This window comes from Pseudomonas sp. NPDC087614 (assembly GCF_044743485.1).
Taxonomy (GTDB): Bacteria; Pseudomonadota; Gammaproteobacteria; order Pseudomonadales; family Pseudomonadaceae; genus Aquipseudomonas; species Aquipseudomonas baetica_A.
Genome location: NZ_JBIUWN010000015.1, coordinates 36,470 through 56,472, shown reverse-complemented (window position 1 = coordinate 56,472; position 20,003 = coordinate 36,470). Strand labels below are relative to the sequence as shown.

Sequence of the window (20,003 nt, the reverse complement as noted above, 5' to 3'; positions counted from 1 at the left end):
GCCTGAGGAGATCCCCATGAACGCAGCCGTAGACGTTCTGCAATCGAGCCATCAGCACATCAACCGTGATCGCCTGTGGGCCTCGCTCATGGAACTGGCCAGGCTCGGTGCCACGGTCAAGGGCGGGGTTTGTCGCCTGGCCCTGACCGATCTCGACCGCCAGGCCCGCGACCTGTTTGTGCAATGGTGCAAGGATGCCGGATGCAGCGTCACCGTCGATGCCGTGGGCAACATCTTCGCCCGGCGCCCCGGGCGCAACCCCGATTTGCCACCGGTGATGACCGGCAGCCACATCGACACCCAGCCCACCGGCGGCAAGTTCGACGGCTGCTTCGGCGTGCTTGCCGGCGTCGAAGTCCTGCGCACGCTCAACGACCTCGGCGTGGAAACCGAAGCGCCGCTGGAAGTGGTGGTCTGGACCAACGAAGAAGGCTCACGATTTGCCCCGTGCATGATGGGCTCCGGGGTGTTCGCCGAGAAATTCACCCTCGAAGAAACCCTCGCCAAAGTCGATGCCGACGGCGTGACCGTTGGCGAAGCACTCAATGCCATTGGCTATGCCGGTCCGCGAAAAGTCAGCGGGCATAAGGTCGGCGCCTATTTCGAGGCGCACATCGAACAAGGTCCTATCCTCGAAGACGAACAGAAAACCATCGGCGTGGTGCTCGGCGCGCTGGGGCAGAAGTGGTTCGACCTCAAGCTGCGCGGCGTAGAGGCGCATGCCGGTCCAACGCCGATGCACTTGCGTAAAGACGCGCTGGTCGGCGCCTCGGTGATCGTCGGTGCGGTCAACCGCGCCGCCCTCGGTCATCAACCCCATGCCTGTGGCACCGTCGGTTGCCTGCAAGCCTATCCCGGCTCGCGCAACGTCATTCCCGGCGAAGTGCGTATGACCCTCGACTTCCGTCATCTGGAACCGGCGCGGCTGGACTCGATGATTGCCGAGGTGAAGCACGTCATCGACGCCACGTGCGAAGAACATGGCCTGACTTACGAACTGACCCCGACTGCCGATTTCCCGCCGCTGTACTTCGAAAAAGGCTGTGTCGAAGCCGTACGCGGCGCGGCGAAAGGTTTGGGGCTGTCGCACATGGACATCGTCAGCGGCGCCGGCCACGACGCGATCTTCCTTGCCGAGTTGGGGCCTGCCGGGATGATCTTCGTGCCGTGCGAAGGCGGCATCAGCCACAACGAAATCGAAAACGCTGCACCGGATGATCTGGCGGCGGGCTGTGCGGTGTTGTTGCGGGCGATGCTCGCGGCTTCGGCGATGGTGGCGCAAGGGCAGCGGGCGGCTTGAAGATCAAAAGATCGCAGCCTGCCGCAGGCTGCGATCTTTTTGCTGTCACCCAAATGTCATCAATCCATGCGATGTTGCCGCCCATGAAAATCATCACCTCGGGCGCGGCCTATCTGGATATCGATGCCTATGCCTGCTGTATCGCCTACGCAGAACTGTTGAACCTGCAAGGCATTCCCGCTCGTGCCGTCAGCAGCACACAACCCAACGCCAGCGTGTCGAAAACCGTGCTCGGTTGGGGCCCCGGTCTGCACGTTTACGCCGCGAAGCCGAACGACGAATTCGTCCTGGTCGACGTGTCCGACTATCACCATGTCGACCCAATAGTGGTGCTCGATCAGGTGGTGGAAGTGATCGACCATCATCCGGGTTATGAACATTACTGGGCGCAGAAGCTTGGGACTGCCGCCGATATCCGACCGATTGGCGCGGCGGCGACGCAGGTTTTTCAGCGTTGGCAGGCGGCAGGTTTGGTGTCGCAGATCAGCGAGCAAAGCGCCGCGTTATTGGCCACGGCGATTCTGGATAACACGCTCAATTTCACCGGGCAGACGACTACGGCGGCAGATATCGGGGCGTATGCCGAACTTGCGCCAAGAGCCCAGCTTTGTGCTGACTGGGCCGAACAGTATTTCCTTGAATGCCAGGCCGGCATCGAAGCTAACCTCGCCGCTGCGTTGGCAGCCGATTTGAAACGGATGAAGCCCGACAGCCATTTGCCACATAACTTCGCGCAAATGACGGTGTGGGATGCCGATGCCTTGCTGCAAAAACACCGCTCGACGATCAACTGCTGGATGGCAGAGCAGGGCGAGGACGGGGTGCTGAATGTCATCGGTATCCGCGACAGGAAAAGCTGTTTTCTGGCGCCTTCCACCGTTAGCCAACAAAAATTGAATAGGTTGTTGGCTCTCGATTGGGAGGCTGGAGTGGCTGTTGTAGCGCCTTCAATGCTGCGCAAGGAATTGTTGAAACTGGGGCTTTTTGCTGCCAGTCAAGGCGCGCCAAACAGCATCGTCCAGTAACCCCCTGCATCGCTGCCCGCTAGGCTTGCTCGCGAAGGGGCCAGTCCCGGTAACACAAATTCCCAGGCCCACCATCCTCACCGGTTTAACACATCCCCCATCCACTCCAGATACTGCCTGCGCTCGGAAATCGAGTTATGCCCGGAATCCGGCACCACTTTGAGCACGGCCACGCCCTTGGGGAAATACCCCAGCAAGCGCTCGGTGCTGGCCCGGGGAATCACCTCGTCATCACTCGCCGCCAGCAGCAACGTCGGCACACGAATATGCGCAGCGTACTTGCCCGACTCGAAACGATCCTTGAGCAACCACTTCACCGGCACCCAAGGGTATTGCCGCGCCGCAATTTCTTCGAGGCTGTTGTACGGCGTCACCAGAATCAACTGCGCCGCCGGACGCTCACTGGCCAGGCGCACGGCGACGCCCGACCCCAGACTGCGCCCGACCACGGCAATCTGCGGATGGCGGGCAGACACCTGATCGAACAACGCCAGCGCATCTTCGGCAATCGCTTCTTCGGATGGCGAACCGCCGCTACCACCAAAGCCCCGATAGTGCAGGAAAAACAGCGCGTAATCGGGAAACGCTTCGGCAAACGCCGGCAGATTGCGCGATACATCCTCGGCATTGCCGCCGAAATAGATCAGCGCCCGAGGCCCGACGCGCTCGCGCGTAGCGACCCAGATGTCGGCGTCCGGCATCGACAGTTTCAAACGCGAATCGGCGCTCTCGATGGCAGCGGGCTGCGGAAAATAGATCAGCGAGCGCTGGAAAAAGAACAGCGCGGCGCACAGCACCACGTAAACGGCGACGATCAATGCGACGAGTGACATCAGGGTTCGGGACATTCGGCTACTTTTAACGGGGTGTGAGGGTTTGCTGTCGCAGTGTAGTCCAGCGGTTCGCCCCGGCAGCGCTCCAACACAACATGCAACAGACTCACGCAGCGGGGGAGGCAGCATGAGCCACACTGAGGGTTACTCCCGTCGCCGATTGCTCACGCTGGCTGCCGGGGTTTCGGCGGTCTTCACCTTTGAACGGGCGCTGGCCGCTGTCACATCGTGCGCCGCTACCGGAGGCCAAGCCATGCAGACCCGTGTCATCCCTTCAAGCTCGGAGCCCCTGCCTATGGTGGGACTGGGCACCTATCGCGGTTTTGATGTTGTGCCGGGCGATCTGGCCTACAAGCAACTACCGGCGGTGCTCGATGAATTGTTCGCCAAGGGCGGTACGGTGGTCGATAGCTCACCCATGTATGGCCGCGCCGAACAGACCACCGGCGAATTGCTGTCGATCCACGAACCGCGCTCGCCGGCGTTTCTGGCCACAAAGGTGTGGACGCGCGGGCGCAAGGAAGGCATCGCGCAGATGGAGCAGTCGTTCAGCCTGCTGCGCACCGAGCAAATCGACCTGATGCAGATCCACAATCTGCTCGACTGGCAAACCCACCTGCCCACCTTGCGTGAATGGAAGGAGCAGGGGCGCATCCGCTACATTGGCATCACGCATTACACGCCTTCAGCCTATGACGAAGTTGAAGCGCTACTGAAGGCCGAACAGCTGGATTTCCTGCAGATCAACTACGCCCTCGACGACCGAGGCGTGGAACAACGCATCCTGCCACTGTGCCGCGAACGCGGGGTGGCGGTGATCTGTAATCGGCCATTCGGCGGCGGTGGTTTGCTCGCCCGGCTCAAGGGTAAACCGCTCCCGGCGTGGGTCTCGGATGTGCAGGTCACCAGTTGGCCGCAACTGGCGCTGAAGTTTTTGCTGACGCATCCGGCGGTGACTTGCGTCATCCCGGGTACCGGGAATCCGCGTTACATGGCCGATAACGTCAAGGCCGGATTCGGCCCGATGTTGACTGATGCGCAACGGCATCAGTTGATTGCATGGGTCGGTTAGGCCCGTTCAACCGCGAAACCGCAGCGCCTCCAGCAACAACGCAAACGCCGGTGCCGCCTGGCGCCGACTCGGGTAGTAGAGGTGATAACCGGCGAAGCGCGGGCACCAGTCTTGCAGAACTTGCACCAGCCGACCCTCTGCCAGATGCGCCGTGACGAGGTTCTCCGGGATGTAACTCAGGCCAAAACAGTCCAGTGCCGCGTCGAGTAACGGGTAGACACCATTCAGCGTGATCTGCCCGGACACCCGCACCTTGAGGCTTTCGCCGTCCTTTTCAAACTCCCAGGTGTACAGCCCGCCATTGGTGGGCAGGCGCAGGTTGTTGCAGGCGTGGTCGGTCAGGTCACGTGGCGTTTGTGGCGGTGGACGGCTGGCGAAGTAGGCCGGTGAGCCGACGACCACCATGCGCATGTCCGGGCCGATGCGCGTGGCGATCATGCCTTGGGCAACGTCTTCGCCCAAGCGCACGCCGGCATCGAACCCTTGCCCGGCGATGTCAACGAAGCCGTAATCGCAGCAGACTTCGACGGCGATGTCGGGGTATTTCGGCAGGAACGCCTTGAGTACCGGGCGCAGCAGCCAGTCCAGCGAATGATCGGTGGCGCTGATGCGAATCTTGCCCGCCGGGGTTTCACGCAGGTTGCTCAGGGCGGCGAGTTCCAGTTCGATCTCTTCGAAGCGCGGGCCGATGGTTTGCAGCAGGTGCTCGCCGGCCTCAGTGGGGGAGACGCTGCGAGTGGTGCGCGTGAGCAGGCGCAGACCAAGGCGCGCTTCGAGGGCGCGGATGGTGTGGCTGAGCGCGGACTGCGAGATGCCAAGTTTGGCGGCGGCTTTGGTGAAGCTGCGCGCGCGCGCCACGGCGAGGAAGGCGAGCAGGTCACTGGCGTTTTCGCGAAGCATTAATGAGTTTCCTGCATAAGTTATTTCGAACTCTAGTCGATTATCTGAAGAGTCGGCGCCGGTAAAGTTCAGGCATCACTTGCTGGAGAGACCGCCATGAACCCGATTGCCGCTTCTGCGTTGACCCTTTCCTTGCTGGCCGCCGACGCCCAAGCCAGCGAAATCCCGCGAGTCACCGTTACGCCCAACGGCTCACAACCGTCGGCCCAGGGGCCGGCGGATTGGTTCACCGGAACCGTGCGAATCGATGCGCCGTTCAAGGGCACTGATCGGGCGCGGGTCAGTGGCGCTACCGTGACGTTTGAGCCGGGTGCGCGCACGGCATGGCACACCCATCCGCTGGGGCAGACGTTGATCGTCACGGCCGGAGCGGGGTTTGTGCAGGAGTGGGGGCAGCCGGTGCGGCGGATTCAACCTGGCGATACCGTGTGGATCGCGCCCGGCGCCAAGCACTGGCATGGCGCCGCACCGACCACGGCGATGACGCATATCGCCATCGCTGAAATGCAGGATGGAGAAGTGGTGGAGTGGATGGAGCAGGTCGGTGAGGCGCAGTATCCGCGCAGCGAGTGAACCCATGGCCCTCGGCCCAGGCCTCTCCCTGAGTGAGAGGCCTGGGCCGAGGGGTTTTTCAGATCATTTCCGGTAATGACGAAAGAATCTTGTCCAGCGTAATCGGATACTCACGCACCCGGGTACCGGTGGCGTTGTAGATCGCATTCGCCACCGCCGCGCTCACACCGCAAATCCCCAATTCACCGACACCTTTGGCCTTCATCGGCGATGAAACCGGATCGGTTTCTTCAAGGAAAATGACCTCCTGATGCGGGATGTCGGCATGCACCGGCACTTCATATCCGGCCAGATCATGGTTGACGAAAAAACCCAGTCGCGTGTCCACCGCCAACGCTTCCATCAACGCTGCGCCCACGCCCATGGTCATCGCGCCGATGACCTGACTGCGCGCTGCTTTCGGGTTGAGAATCCGTCCGGCCGAACACACCGCCAGCATGCGCCGAACACGCACCTCTCCCGTAGCGGCATCCACCGCGACCTCAACGAAGTGCGCTCCAAACGTCGACTGCTGATATTGCTCGGCGAGGTCAGCAAACTCGATGCTGTCTTCTGCCTGCAACGCACCATCGTGTGCGGCGTTGCGCAGCGCAACCTGCTGGTCGCCGACGCGCACCAGACCGTCGCTAAACTCAGCCTTGTCGGCAGCCATGCCCAACTTGCCTGCCACTGCTTCGCGCAGTTTCATGCACGCGGCATACACCCCGGCCGTCGAGCAGTTGGCACCGAACTGGCCGCCTGATCCGGCAGACACCGGGTAACTCGAGTCGCCCAGCCGTACGGTCACGTCCTGGAGTCCAACGCCCATCATTTCAGCGGCGGTCTGGGCAATGATCGTGTAACTGCCGGTGCCGATGTCGGTCATGTCGGTTTCCACCGTGACCTTGCCGTCGCGCTCCAGCCTGACTCGCGCGCCGGATTTCAACAGCAGGTTGTTGCGGATGGCCGCAGCGACGCCCATGCCGATCAGCCAGCGGCCCTCGCGGCGCGTGCCGGGTTGCGCATTGCGCTTGTCCCAGCCGAATTTTTCGGCACCGGTTTGCAGGCACTCAATCAAATGACGTTGCGAGAAGGGCCGCTCGGTGTTCACCGGGTCGACTTGCGTGTCGTTAAGGATGCGGAACTGAACCGGGTCGAGTTTGAGCTGCTCAGCCATTTCGTCCATGGCGATTTCCAGCGCCATCAGGCCCGGGGTTTCGCCGGGGGCGCGCATGGAGTTGCCTTCGGGCAGGTCCAGCGGCGCCAGGCGCATGGTGACCAGACGGTTTTCGGCGGCGTAGAGCAATTGGCTCGGTTGCGCCGCGACTTCCACCTTGCCGTCCTCCAGATTGCCAGACCAGCCTTCGTGGGCGATGGCCGTGAGCTTGCCATCCGCTGTCGCGCCCATGCGAATGCGCTGGAGGGTGGCGGGGCGGTGGGTGGTGTTGTTGGCGACCTGCGGGCGGGCGATGGAGAATTTCACCGGGCGGTTGGCCATGCGCGCACCGAGGGCCGCGAGGATTACGTCGGCGCGGATAAACAGTTTGCCCCCGAAGCCACCGCCAATGTATGGCGAGATCAAACGGACGTTCTCCTTCGGCAGACCAAGGGTTTGGGCAACGTCGCCGACGCTCCAGGCGATCATCTGGTTGGAGGTCCACAGGGTCAGTTGATCGCCTTTCCATGCGGCCAATGTCGCGTGGGGTTCCATCATCGCGTGGGACTGATCGGGGGTGGTGTAAGTCTGATCGAACTGCACCGGCGCGGCAGCGAAAGCCTTGGCGAAATCGCCGTGGGTGACGTCCGGCAATTCGTCCTTCGCTTCGACGCCCTGGTCGCGCACGCTGGCCAGATCGAACTCGCCTTTGGTCGCGACGTAATCGACTTTGACCAATTGCGCGGCGGCCCGTGCCTGTTCAAAGGTTTCGGCCACCACCAGCGCCACGGCCTGGTGATAGTGCTGAACCTGAGGCCCGGCCAGCAAGTGCGCCGAGTTGAATTTGCCTTTGCCGAGTTTGCCGGCGTTGGCCGCGGTGACGATCGCCAAAACCCCTGGCGCTGCGTTCGCCTCCTCCAGATCAATGTGGCTGATTCGGCCCTTGGCGATGGCCGCACCGACCATAAATCCATAAGCCTGATTGGCCACCGCTTCATGTTGCTCGTAGGCGTAAGGCGCCTGGCCGCAGGTTTTCAGTTTGCCTTCGATACGGTCGGTGGGTTTGCCGATGACCTTCAGTTGGTCGATCGGGTTGGTGGTGGCGGGCGTGTCGAATTTCATGCTTGCTCCCTCGCTTGCGCTAACACCGAGCCGAGTGTGCGTTCGACCAGGGTCAGTTTGAACTGGTTGTCGTGGGTCGGCGTGGCGCCGTCTAGCAGGCGCGCGCTGACGGCTTTTGCGCCCTGGGGCAGCAGGGCTTCAGCCGCTTCCACCCGCCACGGTTTTGGCGCGATACCGCCAACGGCGACGCGGCCGCTACCGTCCTTTTGCAGAATCAAACCGACGGACACCAGGGCAAACGCGTAGGACGAACGATCACGCACCTTGTGATAAATGTGGGTGCCGCCCACCGGCGCCGGCAAAGTCACTGCGGTGATTAACTCGCCAGCGGTCAGGCTGGTTTCGATGTGCGGCGTGTGCCCCGGCAACTGATGAAAGTCCGCCATGGCGATGCGACGGGTGCTGCCATCGGGTTTGACCGTTTCAATCTGTGCGTCGAGGGCGCGCATCGCAATCGCCATGTCGCTTGGGTGGGTGGCGATGCAGGCATCGCTGACGCCGATAATGCCCAGTTGCCGACTGACCCCGCCAATCGCCGCGCATCCGCTGCCGGGGTTGCGTTTGTTACAGGCTTGATTCGTGTCGTAGAAGTAGGGGCAGCGGGTGCGTTGCAGCAGGTTGCCCGCCGTGGTCGCCATGTTGCGCAACTGCCCGGAGGCTCCGGCAAGCAAGGCACGGGAGAGCAGGGCGTAGTCCTTTCGCACGCGCGCGTCGGCGGCCAGATCGGTATTGCGGACCATGGCGCCGATACGCAAACCGCCCTCGGGCGTGGCTTCGATCTGATCCAGCCCCAGGTGATTGATATCAATCAGGTGCAGCGGAGTTTCGATGTCGAGTTTCATCAAATCCAGCAGGTTGGTGCCGCCAGCGATGAACTTTGCGCCTTCGACTTGCGCGGCTTGCGCTGCGGCTGTGGCGGGGGAGTCGGCGCGGCTGTAATTGAACGCTCTCATGCCGGCACCTCTGCGACTTCAGTGATGGCTTCGATGATGTTCGAGTAGGCGCCGCAGCGGCAGATGTTGCCGCTCATGCGTTCCTGAAATTCAGCGGCGATCATTTGCGGTGGTTCGGTCAGGCTGGCGCTGACGTGGCTGGGAATGCCGTCGCGGATCTCCTTGAGCACCGCCACCGCCGAACAGATCTGCCCCGGTGTGCAATAACCGCACTGATAGCCGTCGTGCTTGATGAACGCGGCTTGCATCGGATGCAGGTTGTCCGGCATGCCGAGGCCTTCGATGGTGGTGATCTCGCTGCCTTCTTGCATGACCGCCAGGGTCAGGCAGGCGTTGATTCGCCGGCCATCGGCGATCACCGTGCAGGCGCCGCACTGGCCGTGGTCGCAGCCTTTTTTGCTGCCGGTCATCTGCAGGTTTTCGCGCAAGGCATCGAGCAGGGTGGTGCGATTGTCGACCTCAAGGGTCTGAGGTTTGCCATTGACGTTTAAGGTGATTTTGCTCATGGCCGATTGCTCCAGGTTGGCCGCATAGGCCTTGAGGCTGATAAAGGGGGGCGTCGCAAACGCCGTCGCGGTCACGGCGCCGAGGATCAGAAATTTACGTCGGGAAATCGGCATGGTTCGATTCCTTTACTCTCATCAGGGCAGCAGGGTCACAAAAGGCCCAGAGGGGCGCGCCGGCATGTTTGCCAGTCTCGTTTGAGGAATGACCGCTGGAGAGAGGAAAAGGTTTTTGCCGATTTGCGCTATAGAGTTATGCGCATGGCTCATGAATCTTCAGATTTATTGTGGGAACGGGCATGCTGGCGAAGGGGCGTTTCAATCAACGAGAGGTTGAATGATCCACCGCTTTCGCGAGCACGCCCGCTCCCACAGGGGTTGCCTTCAGCCGTTATAAAAAATGAGCGCTCGCCTGGACGCGGGATCGCGCAGGCGTCGAGGCCTCGAGATCCAGCAAATGGGTGGCGAGAATGTCGCTCAGAAAGCGAAACTGATCGTTGATGCCGACCACTTCATTGCTGAAATGATGGGTCGCGGCGGGCATCAGCAAATCGTCGAAATCGTCGTTGAACACCAACGCCTGCGCCTTGCGTTGCACGACGTGTTGTTCGTAGTAGTTGCTGCCGAACACCGGGAAACTTACAGAGAGCGTGATGGTGTGAATCATGATGTGAACGCCTCGTTGTGGTTCGGATGGCGCAATCGTGCCTTTGATGTGCGGCGGGCGGAACGCAATCGTCGCGATGTTGGATATCGACGGTATTGATGGTTGGCGCAGACCCCTTGTGGGAGCTGTATTTGACCCAATACCAGACAAACGGCCTGTCTCCCGCACCTATACTCAAATTTGCCGCTCCTTACTCTGGGAGACCAAAACCGTGACACCGCGCGCGCTGCTCGTTGCCGCCCTGTTTCTGCTGGCCGGCTGCGCCTCTCCGGCGCGGGCCCCTGTAACGGTGCCGGCGGTGGTGGTTTCACCCGCCACCTGGCAGCAAATCGACCGCGAAATCGTCAACGCCTCGCAACAGTCCACCGAGCAGGTCAAGCTGTTCGCCCGTGGCTCGATGGAACATTGGCGCACTCGCGTCTATCAGCAAACTGAAGAAAATTTCATCCCGTGGTTCAGCAGTTACTGGACCCAGGAATGGCTGTCGATGAAGGTCAGTTGGTACACGATCAGCGCGGGTGGTGAGGAGGACGCGTCGGCCAAGCGTCTGGCGGCGTATCTGCTTGAGCAATATCAGGAAAAGGTGTTGGCGCCGGTGGCCGTGGAGATCGACCCGGACGCGATCCTCGGCCAGGCCACGGCGTTCTATGCGCAACTGATGGCCCGGCAGATGCCGCTCATCGCTCAGCGGCATGGCGTGCCGATGGCTCAGCTCAATGGACATTTGCAGAGGATTGCGGCGATCGCCCTCGGCCCGCCGCCGGCGCGGGATGCGTCGCTGTATCAGGTCATCAGCAGCGAACCGTTGAACACGCTGCCGGCCTACGCGGCGCTGATCGACAAAATCCACACCGACGGTGGTTCGAAAGGCATTGCCTCGACCGACGCCGGTATGGCCCCGGTGGCCAAACGCGCCAGCCAGCGGATGGAGGCGCAAATGGCCCCGCGCGGCGCCGCCAGCGCAGTGGCCGCTGCAGCCGGCAAGCTGGCCGGGGCGATGATTTCGGTGGGCGTGGCGGGTATTCGCGCAATCATCCAGGCCAACGACCGCCCCGACAGTGAGGCGCTGATCCGCAGCAGTCTGGGTAACACCTTCGACAAGGCCTGGTCGAAGCTGGTGCAAAACCCGACCACCGGTGTCATGGCCGGCACGCTGCACATGGCCGGGCAGATCGAGCGCAATCTGGGCGCAGGTGAAGAGCCGTTGGTCGGGTTTGGGGCGAACCGTGTCGAATGGCAGCCGCCACCATCGACCAATCAGCAGATCGAACCCAACCTGCAAGGAGAATGACCATGGCCTACATCGATATCTTTGTCGCACCCGTGCCGACCGCCAATCGCGAGCAATACAAAAAACACTGTGTCATCGCAGCGAAACTGTTCAAGGAGTACGGCGCCCTGAGCGTCGTCGAATGCTGGGGTGATGACGTGCCGGACGGCAAGATCACGTCGTTCCCGATGGCGGTGAAACTCAAGGAAGATGAAACCGTGGCCTCCGGCTGGCTGATCTGGCCGGACAAGGCCACCCGCGATGCGGGCATGGCGAAAATGATGGACGACCCGCGCATGCAACCGGACGTCAACCCGATGCCGTTCGACGGGCAGCGAATGATCTTCGCCGGGTTCAAATACCTCATCGAACCTTGAAACTCACGCAAGTCCCTTTGTGGGAGCGGGCTTGCTCGCGAACGCGGTGTGTCATTCAAAAATAATGTTGCCTGACACACCACTTTCGCGAGCAAGCCCGCTCCCACAGGTGTTGTATTTCACTCTGCCGATGGAGTAATCCGACAGCCTTTGCGATGACGAATCTGCTCATCCGTTGGCCGCTCTCGGACAAACTCGAAGCGCGGCTCACCTTCGCTGTAATGCACCAGCCAGCCCCATTCGAGCTCGGCTTCGTCCTGCCCGGGACTCGGTGGCCTGGCCCACCACGGCTCTTTGCTGAGGATCTCGCGCATGGCGGCCTCCGGTTGATGGCAATCCTTGAACTATAGACTTGTGTGGCGAGTCGTCAGAAAGGGGCAGGTAGAATCGGCAATCACAACCCTATAAGGAGCCAGGCCATGACGGATGAAAAACACGGGGATCTGCCGTCCAAGCGGCTGTTCTTTGCCCTGGACTGTCCACTGGCGCAGCGCAAGGCGATTGCCCAGTGGCGTGGGGAGTTGGGCTTGAGGGCCGGCAAACCCGTGCCCGCCGACAATTTTCACCTGACGTTATTGTTTCTCGGTGCCGTGCCATTGGCGCAGATCGGCGAAGTCTGCGAAGCCGCCAGTAAGGTACGCACGCCGGGAGGGGCTGTGCGGATTTCGCTGGATCGCTTGCAGGTCTGGCATCGCGCCGGGGTGCTGTCGTTGGCGCCCGAGCAGGCACCGCAGGCGTTATTGCGTTTGGTCTATGCGCTTGAGCAGGCCATGTTGCCGTTTGGTTTTGAGGCGCCGTCACACGCGTTTCGCCCGCATCTGACGCTGGCCCGTGATTACCGTGCGCCCGAGCCGGAAGCCGCCACACCGCCGGAGTTCTGCCTGCGTGCCGAGCGCTTTGCCCTGTTTGAATCGCACAAGGGGCGCTACCGCGTTTTGCAGGATTGGCCGCTGACCTGAGCGACAAAAAAAGGCGCCCGAGGGCGCCTGAAATTCACCTGAGCCGAGGGAGCCAGGTGAGGCCGTTCATGTGGGGGCAGCGGTGGTAAGGCGCTGCGTGAACGGGAAATCATAAATCTTCAAACCGCCACCTATCCCCTGTGGGAATGGGCTTGCTCACGAAGGCGTCAGGTCAGCCAATTCACAGGTGCCTGAGACTACGCTTTCGCGAGCAAGCCCGCTCCCACAGGGGGGGGGCGGTTACTGGCCGAGTTTCACCCGCGTCCAGCCGCGGGTCATGATCCGTTGGGTGGCAATCGGCTGATCCGGCACCGCATACAACGTCGCCATCACCGCTTGCGACGGATACGAGCCCGGATCGTTGCGGATCGCTTCATCCACCAGTGGCGTCGCCGCCGAGTTGGCGTTGCTGTAGCCGATGTTGTTGGTGACTTCGGCGATGATGTCAGCACGCATCAGGAAATTCATGAACAGGTACGCGTTGTCGACGTTCGCCGCATCACGCGGGATCGCGACCATGTCGTAGAAGCTGCCGGCGCCTTCCTTGGGGATGCTGTAGTCGATCTTCACGTTGTTGCCCGATTCCGCCGCCCGGGCCTTGGCCTGCAGCACGTCACCGGAATAACCGACGGCCACGCAGATGTTGCCGTTGGCCAAATCGGAGATGTACTTCGAAGAGTGGAAGTACGCCACGTACGGGCGGATCTTCATGAACAGCGCTTCGGCTTCGAGGATGTGCGACTTGTCCTTGTCGTTCACCGGATAGCCCAGGTAGTGCAGGGAGGCCGGGAGCATTTCGGTCGGCGAGTCGAGGAAGCTGATGCCACACGCCTTGAGCTTCTCGGCGTTTTGGGGCTTGAACAGCAAGTCCCAGGAATCGGTCGGGGCGTTGGCGCCGAGCACTTCCTTGACCTTGGCCGGATTGAACCCGATACCGATCGAGCCCCACATGTACGGGAATGCGTGAGCGTTGTCCGGATCACTGGCGGAGGCGTTTTTCAGCAGCACCGGGTTGAGATTCTTCCAGTTCGGCAGCTTCGATTTGTCCAGCGTTTGATACACGCCGGCCTTGATCTGCTTGGCCAGGAAACTGTTGGACGGCACGACGATGTCGTAACCGGATTTGCCCGCCAGCAAACGCGCCTCAAGGGTTTCGTTGCTGTCGAAGACGTCGTAGGTCACGCGGATGCCGGTCTCGTCTTCAAACTTCTTGACGGTGTCCGGCGCGATGTAATCGGACCAGTTGTAAACACGCAGCACCTTGTCGTTGGCCTGGGCGCCCATGGCCATTGCGCCCATTAAGGACAGTGTCAGCAGAGTCCTGCCAAACATTTTCATCGGTACAACTCCATTGTTCTTGTTCAAAAACTCAACGCGGTAAATCTGTGGCGAGGGGGCAAGCCCCGTCGCCACAACATCCGTTATCAAGCGCTGGCAGCGGTGCGTTGCGGTTGTTGCCACGACTCATTGGCGGTCTGATCCATCGCTTCCTGAATCGCACGTTTGCGGTTGGCTTCTGCCTTGCGGCCGAAATACCAGACCAGGAAGGTCACGATCGACACCGCCAGCAGAATCAGGCTGGCCACGGCGTTGATCTCAGGCTTCACGCCCAGACGCACCGCCGAGAACACTTCCATCGGCAGGGTGGTAGAACCCGGACCCGACACGAAGCTTGCCAACACCAGGTCATCCAGCGACAAGGCAAACGACATCATCCCGCCCGCCGCCAGCGACGGCGCAATCATCGGAATGGTGATCAGGAAAAACACCTTGAAGGGTTTTGCCCCCAGATCCATTGCCGCTTCTTCAATCGACAGATCCAGTTCACGCAGTCGGGCGGAAACGACCACCGCCACATAGGCTGCACAAAACGTGGTGTGGGCGATCCAGATGGTGACGATGCCACGTTCCTGCGGCCAACCGATCAACTGCGCCATCGCCACGAACAGCAGCAACAACGACAGACCGGTAATCACTTCGGGCATCACCAACGGCGCGGTGACCAAACCACCAAACAGTGTGCGCCCCTTGAAGCGTGTGACCCGCGTCAGCACAAACGCGGCCAGGGTGCCGAGGGCAACAGCGGCAATCGCGGTGTAGCAGGCGATTTCCAGCGAGCGCAGCACCGAGCCCATCAGTTGTGTGTTGTCGAGCAGGCCGACGTACCACTTCACCGACCAACCGCCCCACACCGTCACCAGTTTCGAGGCGTTGAACGAATAGATCACCAGAATCAGCATCGGCAGATAGATGAACATCAGGCCGAAGATCAGCATGAACTTTGCAAAACCGAAGCGTTTCATCCCCGTGCCTCCATCTCTTTGGCCTGGCTGCGGTTGAACAGCAGAATCGGCACAATCAGGATCAACAGCATCACCACTGCCAGGGCGGACGCCACCGGCCAGTCGCGGTTGTTGAAGAACTCTTGCCACAACACGCGGCCGATCATCAGCGTCTCCGGGCCACCGAGCAGTTCTGGAATCACGAACTCACCGACCACCGGAATGAATACCAGCATGCAACCGGCGATGATGCCGTTCTTGGCCAGCGGCACGGTGATTTTCCAGAAGTTGTTGAAGTTGCTCGAGCCCAGGTCTGACGCGGCTTCCAGCAGGCTGCCGTCGTGTTTGACGAGGTTGGCGTACAACGGCAACACCATGAACGGCAGATAGGCGTAAACCACACCGATATACACGGCCGTGTTGGTGTTGAGGATTTCGATCGGGTGATCGGTGAGCCCCGTCCACATCAGAAACGCGTTGAGCAAACCGTTGTTGCTGAGAATGCCCATCCACGCATACACGCGGATCAGGATCGCCGTCCAGGTCGGCATCATGATCAGCAGCAGCAAGACGTTTTGCGCTTCCTTGCTCGCCTTGGTGATCGCGTAAGCCATCGGGAAGCCGATCCCCAGGCACATCAGCGTGCTCAGTGCCGCGACCTTCAGCGAGCCGAGGTAGGCCGACAGATAAAGGTCGTCTTCACCCAACAGGGTGTAGTTGCCGATGTTCAGCAACAGTTGGAATTTCTGCTCGGCGTAGGTGTAGATCTCCGAGTAGGGCGGAATGGCCAGGGCTGCTTCCGAGAAGCTGATCTTCATCACCAGAAAGAACGGCAGCATGAAGAACAGGAACAGCCAGATGAACGGAATGCCGATCACCAGTTTTCGCCCGCTGGGCACCAGGCGCAGGAATTGCTGATTGAAAGTTTTCATGAGCGCAGTACCACGCCGCTGTCGTCTTCCCACCAGACGTAGACCTTGTCGTCCCAGGTCGGCCGTGCGCCACGACGTTCGGCGTTGGCCATGAACGACTGAACGATCTTGCCGCCGGGCAATTCCACGTAGAACACCGAGTGGCCGCCGAGGTAGGCGATGTCATGCACTTTGCCTTCGGACCAGTTGTAGCGGAACTCCGGTTGGGTGGTGCTGACGAGCATTTTTTCCGGACGGATCGCGTAGGTGATCGACTTGTCCTGTACGGAGGTGCTGACGCCGTGGCCGACGTAGATCTTCTGCTGCAAGTCCGGGCTGTGAATGATCGCGTGACCTTCCAGGTCTTCCACCACGGTGCCGTCGAAAGCGTTCACGTTGCCGATGAATTCGCACACCATGCGGCTGACCGGGGCTTCATAGATGTCGATCGGGCTACCAATCTGCGCGATCCAGCCCAGGTGCATGATCGCGATGCGTTCGGCCATGGTCATGGCTTCTTCCTGGTCGTGCGTCACCATCACGCACGTTACGCCGACGCGTTCGATGATTTGCACCAGTTCCAGCTGCATCTGCGAACGCAGCTTCTTATCCAGTGCGCCCATCGGTTCGTCGAGCAGCAATAGCTTCGGACGTTTGGCCAGCGAGCGGGCGAGGGCGACGCGCTGACGCTGGCCGCCGGACAACTGATGGGGTTTGCGCTTGGCGTATTGGGTCATGTGCACCAGGCGCAGCATCTCTTCGACGCGGGCGTCGATTTCGCTGGTGGGCAAACGGTCCTGCTTGAGGCCGAAGGCAATGTTCTGCGCCACGGTCATGTGCGGAAACAGCGCGTAGGACTGGAACATCATGTTGATCGGCCGCTCGTAGGGCGGCATGTCGGTGATGTCCACGCCGTCGAGCAAGATTCGCCCTTCAGTCGGGCGCTCGAAACCGGCCAGCATGCGCAGCAGGGTCGATTTGCCCGAACCGGAGCCACCGAGCAGGGCGAAAATTTCGCCCTGATGGATCTCCAGTGACACATCGTCCACGGCGGTGGTTTCGTCGAACTTCTTGGTCACGCGATCGACTTTCACCAGAACCTTTTTCGGTTGCTGATGACCTTCAAGAGCCTTCCTGTAAGTGCTGGAGGCGTTTGCCATGTGAAACTCCCAACAGGTTTCGTTCGCCGGGCCAATGTGGCCTGGCTTAAAAGTGGATTGCAGAGCGGTCAGCGCATTGCCTGTCGGATCACATCCCCCTGTGGGAGCGGGCTTGCTCGCGAATACGTCGTGTCAATCGACATCGTTGTTGCCTGACACACCGCTTTGGCGAGCAAGCCCGCTCCCACAGGGTTTTGCGTTGTCCTGACGGGCACTGCTCTTACCGATCCGGCTTGGTCGGCGCCGCCGTCCTGGCTGCCTGGGTCGTACTTGTTGTTATTACGGTTTGTCGTTTTCACGGATGACGGATGCACAAACGCGCAGCCGCCGACCCGTGGGGGCAGTAAACAGTGATGAAATCCCGGGTTGGGTCAGCGTTGGTTGCGTCGCGTCGCCCGTTGCCGGCAAGCCTGGCCGAACGCCTGGAAAATCCTCAGGTAGTTCGGGTTATCGAGTACCTGCCATTCCGGGTGCCATTGCACACCGAGGGCAAAGGTCGGGCTGTGCTCCACCGAGATCGCCTCGATCAGGCCATCCGGCGCCACCGCTTCGGCGCGCAGGCCGGGAGCGAGGCGGTCGATGCCCTGACTGTGAATCGAGTTGACATGGAACTCGTCCGGCAACCCCAGCGCTTCGAACACGCCGCCACCAAGCACGGTGACGGCATGGGCCGGTGCGTATTGCACGGCCACATCCGGGCTGTCGGCTTCGCGGTGATCGAGCATGCCCGGCAACTCATGCACCTTCTGATGCAGGCTGCCGCCGAACGCGACGTTCATTTCCTGGAAACCACGGCAAATGCCCAGCACCGGAACGCCCGCCGCAATGGCGGCACGCAATAAAGGGAGGGTGGTGGCGTCTCGCGCCGGATCGTGATCCGTGCCGGGGACGCTGGCCGGGCCTTGATAGTGGAAAGGTTCCACATTGGAGGGCGAGCCGGTCAGCAACAGACCGTCGAGTTGACCGAGCAGGTCATCGATTTCAGTCAGGTTGCCAAGGGAAGGAATGACCACCGGCAGCCCCAGCGCCGCAACGCTGACAGCGCGAACGTACTTGTCGCCGCTGATGTGATAGGGGTGCAGGCCAATCTGTTTGACGCACGCAGTAACGCCGATCAATGGCTTGAATGCCATTTTTATTCACCTCGAAGTTTGACACTTGAACGAGCTTTTCCGGAGCTTAGCCTCGTTGATTTTAATTAACAACTGCCATGTAAAAAATTCTAAACGCCGTTCATCCATCTTTCACGGTTTCCGGGTGTCTGGCGCCTGCGCTGGCATGAAAGTGTTAAAAAAAGCCCTAAAAATAAAGACTGGGCGGTCAGGTGTTCGCTATTGACTTCACTTTGTCTTTCGGATTGACTGGCTCGGCGAAACAGCAGTGAACATAATAATTAACAGCTAAATAGGTGCATCATGTCGGTCCCTCTGCGTGCCGTTCAACTCAACGAAGCAAACGCATTCCTTAAGAAACATCCTGAGGTTTTGTACGTCGACCTTCTGATTGCGGATATGAACGGTGTGGTGCGCGGCAAGCGCATCGAACGCACCAGTCTTCATAAGGTTTACGAGAAAGGCATCAACCTGCCGGCCTCGCTTTTCGCCCTCGACATCAATGGCTCCACGGTCGAAAGCACTGGCCTGGGGCTGGACATCGGCGACGCTGACCGCATCTGCTACCCGATCCCTGGCACCCTGAGCATCGAGCCGTGGCAGAAGCGCCCCACCGCACAATTGTTGATGACCATGCACGAGATCGAAGGCCAGCCGTTTTTCGCTGACCCGCGTGAAGTGTTGGCCAACGTGGTGCGCAAGTTCGATGAAATGGGCCTGACCCTTTGCGCGGCGTTCGAACTGGAGTTCTATCTGATCGACCAGGACAACGTGAACGGCCGTCCGCAGTCGCCACGTTCGCCGGTGTCCGGCAAGCGTCCGGTGTCGACTCAGGTCTACCTGATCGACGACCTCGACGAGTACGTCGACTGCCTGCAAGACATCCTCGAAGGCGCGAAAGAGCAGGGCATCCCCGCTGACGCCATCGTCAAGGAAAGCGCCCCGGCGCAGTTCGAAGTCAACCTGCATCACGTTTGCGACCCGATCAAGGCGTGCGACTACGCCGTCCTGCTCAAGCGTCTGGTGAAAAACATCGCCTACGACCACGAGATGGACACCACCTTTATGGCCAAGCCGTATCCAGGCCAGGCGGGCAACGGTCTGCACGTACACATTTCGATTCTGGACAAAGAAGGCAACAACATTTTCGCCAGCGAGGATCCCGAGCAGAACGCCGCGCTGCGACACGCAATCGGCGGTGTGCTGGAGACCCTGCCTGCGCAAATGGCGTTCCTCTGCCCGAACGTCAACTCGTACCGCCGCTTCGGCGCACAGTTCTACGTGCCGAACTCGCCGAGCTGGGGCATCGACAACCGCACCGTGGCGGTCCGTGTGCCGACCGGTTCGGCCGACGCCGTGCGCATCGAACACCGCGTGGCCGGTGCCGACGCCAACCCGTACCTGCTGATGGCGTCGGTGCTGGCCGGTATCCACCACGGCCTGACCAACCAGATCGAACCGGGTGCGCCGGTGGAAGGCAACAGCTACGAGCAGAACGAGCAGAGCCTGCCGAACAACCTGCGCGACGCACTGCGCGAGCTGGACGACAGCGAAGTCATGGCCCGCTACATCGACCCGCTGTACATCGACGTGTTTGTCGCGTGCAAGGAAAGCGAGCTGGCCGAGTTCGAAAACTCGATCTCTGACCTTGAGTACAACTGGTACCTGCATACGGTCTGATTTGCAGACCAACACCGACCCAATGTGGGAGCTGGATTGCTCGCGAATGCGGTGTGTCATTCAAAATCATTTTGTCTGGCATGGTGCTTTCGCGAGCAAGCCCGCTCCCACAGGGGATACGGTTACCAGGTTTTGATGAGTGGGCGATCGCCTGCCATCACCCCAATCC

The 20,003-nt window shown here is 60.7% G+C and carries 20 protein-coding genes; 8 read left to right on the top strand and 12 right to left on the bottom strand.

The genetic code is table 11. From position 1 onward, the window contains the following. Nucleotides 1–16 precede the first annotated feature (16 nt). Both ACIOWA_RS08605 and ACIOWA_RS08600 read left to right on the top strand, forming a co-directional pair. Complete coding sequence (locus ACIOWA_RS08605) at nucleotides 17–1,300, top strand: Zn-dependent hydrolase (protein WP_339465638.1); 1,284 nt, start codon at nucleotides 17–19, stop codon at nucleotides 1,298–1,300. An 83-nt stretch (nucleotides 1,301–1,383) separates the two neighbouring features. Then, nucleotides 1,384–2,325, top strand: coding sequence for a DHH family protein (locus ACIOWA_RS08600; RefSeq protein WP_401159288.1), 942 nt, complete (start codon nucleotides 1,384–1,386; stop codon nucleotides 2,323–2,325). Between the two features lie 77 nt (nucleotides 2,326–2,402). Here the strand turns inward: ACIOWA_RS08600 and ACIOWA_RS08595 are convergent, their stop codons facing one another. After that, nucleotides 2,403–3,173 carry an alpha/beta fold hydrolase gene (locus tag ACIOWA_RS08595; RefSeq protein ID WP_339494236.1) on the bottom strand — a complete coding sequence of 257 codons (771 nt, stop codon included), beginning with the start codon at nucleotides 3,171–3,173 and terminating at the stop codon, nucleotides 2,403–2,405. A 112-nt stretch (nucleotides 3,174–3,285) separates the two neighbouring features. On the opposite strand from ACIOWA_RS08595, the gene ACIOWA_RS08590 reads away from it, so the two are divergent. Continuing rightward, the gene (locus tag ACIOWA_RS08590; RefSeq protein ID WP_401159286.1) at nucleotides 3,286–4,230 is read left to right on the top strand and encodes an aldo/keto reductase; all 945 of its coding nucleotides are present in this window, start codon (nucleotides 3,286–3,288) and stop codon (nucleotides 4,228–4,230) included. A gap of 6 nt (nucleotides 4,231–4,236) precedes the next feature. Here ACIOWA_RS08590 and ACIOWA_RS08585 read toward each other — a convergent pair whose 3' ends face one another. Beyond that, a complete protein-coding gene (locus tag ACIOWA_RS08585) occupies nucleotides 4,237–5,130 on the bottom strand; it encodes a LysR family transcriptional regulator (protein WP_401159284.1) in 894 nt (297 codons plus the stop codon). A 96-nt stretch (nucleotides 5,131–5,226) separates the two neighbouring features. Here ACIOWA_RS08585 and ACIOWA_RS08580 point away from each other — a divergent pair, with 96 nt between their 5' ends. Beyond that, nucleotides 5,227–5,703, top strand: coding sequence for a cupin domain-containing protein (locus tag ACIOWA_RS08580; protein ID WP_339494233.1), 477 nt, complete (start codon nucleotides 5,227–5,229; stop codon nucleotides 5,701–5,703). Nucleotides 5,704–5,761: 58 nt separating this feature from the next. Here the strand turns inward: ACIOWA_RS08580 and paoC are convergent, their stop codons facing one another. The 4 genes from paoC to ACIOWA_RS08560 all read right to left on the bottom strand — a co-directional run bounded on the left by paoC (nucleotide 5,762) and on the right by ACIOWA_RS08560 (nucleotide 10,083). Beyond that, entirely contained in the window at nucleotides 5,762–7,960 is a 2,199-nt protein-coding gene (gene paoC, locus ACIOWA_RS08575) for an aldehyde oxidoreductase molybdenum-binding subunit PaoC (RefSeq protein ID WP_401159282.1), read from the bottom strand. Next, nucleotides 7,957–8,913, bottom strand: a complete 957-nt coding sequence (locus tag ACIOWA_RS08570; RefSeq protein WP_401159280.1) for an FAD binding domain-containing protein — start codon at nucleotides 8,911–8,913, stop codon at nucleotides 7,957–7,959. Before ACIOWA_RS08570 ends, paoC begins: the two co-directional genes overlap by 4 nt. Further along, nucleotides 8,910–9,533 (bottom strand): aldehyde dehydrogenase iron-sulfur subunit PaoA, encoded by a 624-nt coding sequence (gene paoA, locus ACIOWA_RS08565; protein WP_401159278.1) that lies wholly within the window; start codon nucleotides 9,531–9,533, stop codon nucleotides 8,910–8,912. Before paoA ends, ACIOWA_RS08570 begins: the two co-directional genes overlap by 4 nt. A gap of 274 nt (nucleotides 9,534–9,807) precedes the next feature. Next, nucleotides 9,808–10,083 carry a hypothetical protein gene (locus ACIOWA_RS08560; protein WP_339432736.1) on the bottom strand — a complete coding sequence of 92 codons (276 nt, stop codon included), beginning with the start codon at nucleotides 10,081–10,083 and terminating at the stop codon, nucleotides 9,808–9,810. A 211-nt stretch (nucleotides 10,084–10,294) separates the two neighbouring features. Between ACIOWA_RS08560 and ACIOWA_RS08555 the strand changes: the two genes are divergently transcribed. Together ACIOWA_RS08555 and ACIOWA_RS08550 are read left to right on the top strand one after the other, a co-directional pair. Beyond that, the gene (locus tag ACIOWA_RS08555) at nucleotides 10,295–11,374 is read left to right on the top strand and encodes a hypothetical protein (RefSeq protein ID WP_401159275.1); all 1,080 of its coding nucleotides are present in this window, start codon (nucleotides 10,295–10,297) and stop codon (nucleotides 11,372–11,374) included. Nucleotides 11,375–11,376: 2 nt separating this feature from the next. Further along, nucleotides 11,377–11,730 (top strand): DUF1428 domain-containing protein, encoded by a 354-nt coding sequence (locus ACIOWA_RS08550; protein WP_339538651.1) that lies wholly within the window; start codon nucleotides 11,377–11,379, stop codon nucleotides 11,728–11,730. A 119-nt stretch (nucleotides 11,731–11,849) separates the two neighbouring features. On the opposite strand, the gene ACIOWA_RS08545 is transcribed toward ACIOWA_RS08550, so the two are convergent. Beyond that, the gene (locus tag ACIOWA_RS08545; protein WP_339432733.1) at nucleotides 11,850–12,044 is read right to left on the bottom strand and encodes a hypothetical protein; all 195 of its coding nucleotides are present in this window, start codon (nucleotides 12,042–12,044) and stop codon (nucleotides 11,850–11,852) included. 105 nt (nucleotides 12,045–12,149) lie between these two features. Here ACIOWA_RS08545 and thpR point away from each other — a divergent pair, with 105 nt between their 5' ends. Then, nucleotides 12,150–12,689, top strand: a complete 540-nt coding sequence (gene thpR, locus ACIOWA_RS08540) for an RNA 2',3'-cyclic phosphodiesterase (RefSeq protein ID WP_401159272.1) — start codon at nucleotides 12,150–12,152, stop codon at nucleotides 12,687–12,689. 240 nt (nucleotides 12,690–12,929) lie between these two features. Here thpR and ACIOWA_RS08535 read toward each other — a convergent pair whose 3' ends face one another. The 5 genes from ACIOWA_RS08535 to ACIOWA_RS08515 form a co-directional block, all read right to left on the bottom strand. After that, on the bottom strand, nucleotides 12,930–14,027 hold the full coding sequence (locus tag ACIOWA_RS08535; RefSeq protein WP_401159270.1) for a polyamine ABC transporter substrate-binding protein: 1,098 nt from the start codon (nucleotides 14,025–14,027) through the stop codon (nucleotides 12,930–12,932). 86 nt (nucleotides 14,028–14,113) lie between these two features. Continuing rightward, entirely contained in the window at nucleotides 14,114–14,992 is an 879-nt protein-coding gene (locus tag ACIOWA_RS08530) for an ABC transporter permease subunit (protein ID WP_339432730.1), read from the bottom strand. Then, nucleotides 14,989–15,870, bottom strand: coding sequence for an ABC transporter permease subunit (locus ACIOWA_RS08525; RefSeq protein ID WP_339432751.1), 882 nt, complete (start codon nucleotides 15,868–15,870; stop codon nucleotides 14,989–14,991). Before ACIOWA_RS08525 ends, ACIOWA_RS08530 begins: the two co-directional genes overlap by 4 nt. 29 nt (nucleotides 15,871–15,899) lie before the next feature. Next, nucleotides 15,900–17,042 carry a polyamine ABC transporter ATP-binding protein gene (gene potA, locus ACIOWA_RS08520; RefSeq protein WP_339432729.1) on the bottom strand — a complete coding sequence of 381 codons (1,143 nt, stop codon included), beginning with the start codon at nucleotides 17,040–17,042 and terminating at the stop codon, nucleotides 15,900–15,902. Between the two features lie 371 nt (nucleotides 17,043–17,413). Next, on the bottom strand, nucleotides 17,414–18,175 hold the full coding sequence (locus ACIOWA_RS08515; protein WP_339538648.1) for a gamma-glutamyl-gamma-aminobutyrate hydrolase family protein: 762 nt from the start codon (nucleotides 18,173–18,175) through the stop codon (nucleotides 17,414–17,416). A 282-nt stretch (nucleotides 18,176–18,457) separates the two neighbouring features. On the opposite strand from ACIOWA_RS08515, the gene ACIOWA_RS08510 reads away from it, so the two are divergent. Beyond that, complete coding sequence (locus ACIOWA_RS08510; RefSeq protein WP_339432727.1) at nucleotides 18,458–19,834, top strand: glutamine synthetase family protein; 1,377 nt, start codon at nucleotides 18,458–18,460, stop codon at nucleotides 19,832–19,834. Nucleotides 19,835–20,003 lie beyond the last annotated feature (169 nt).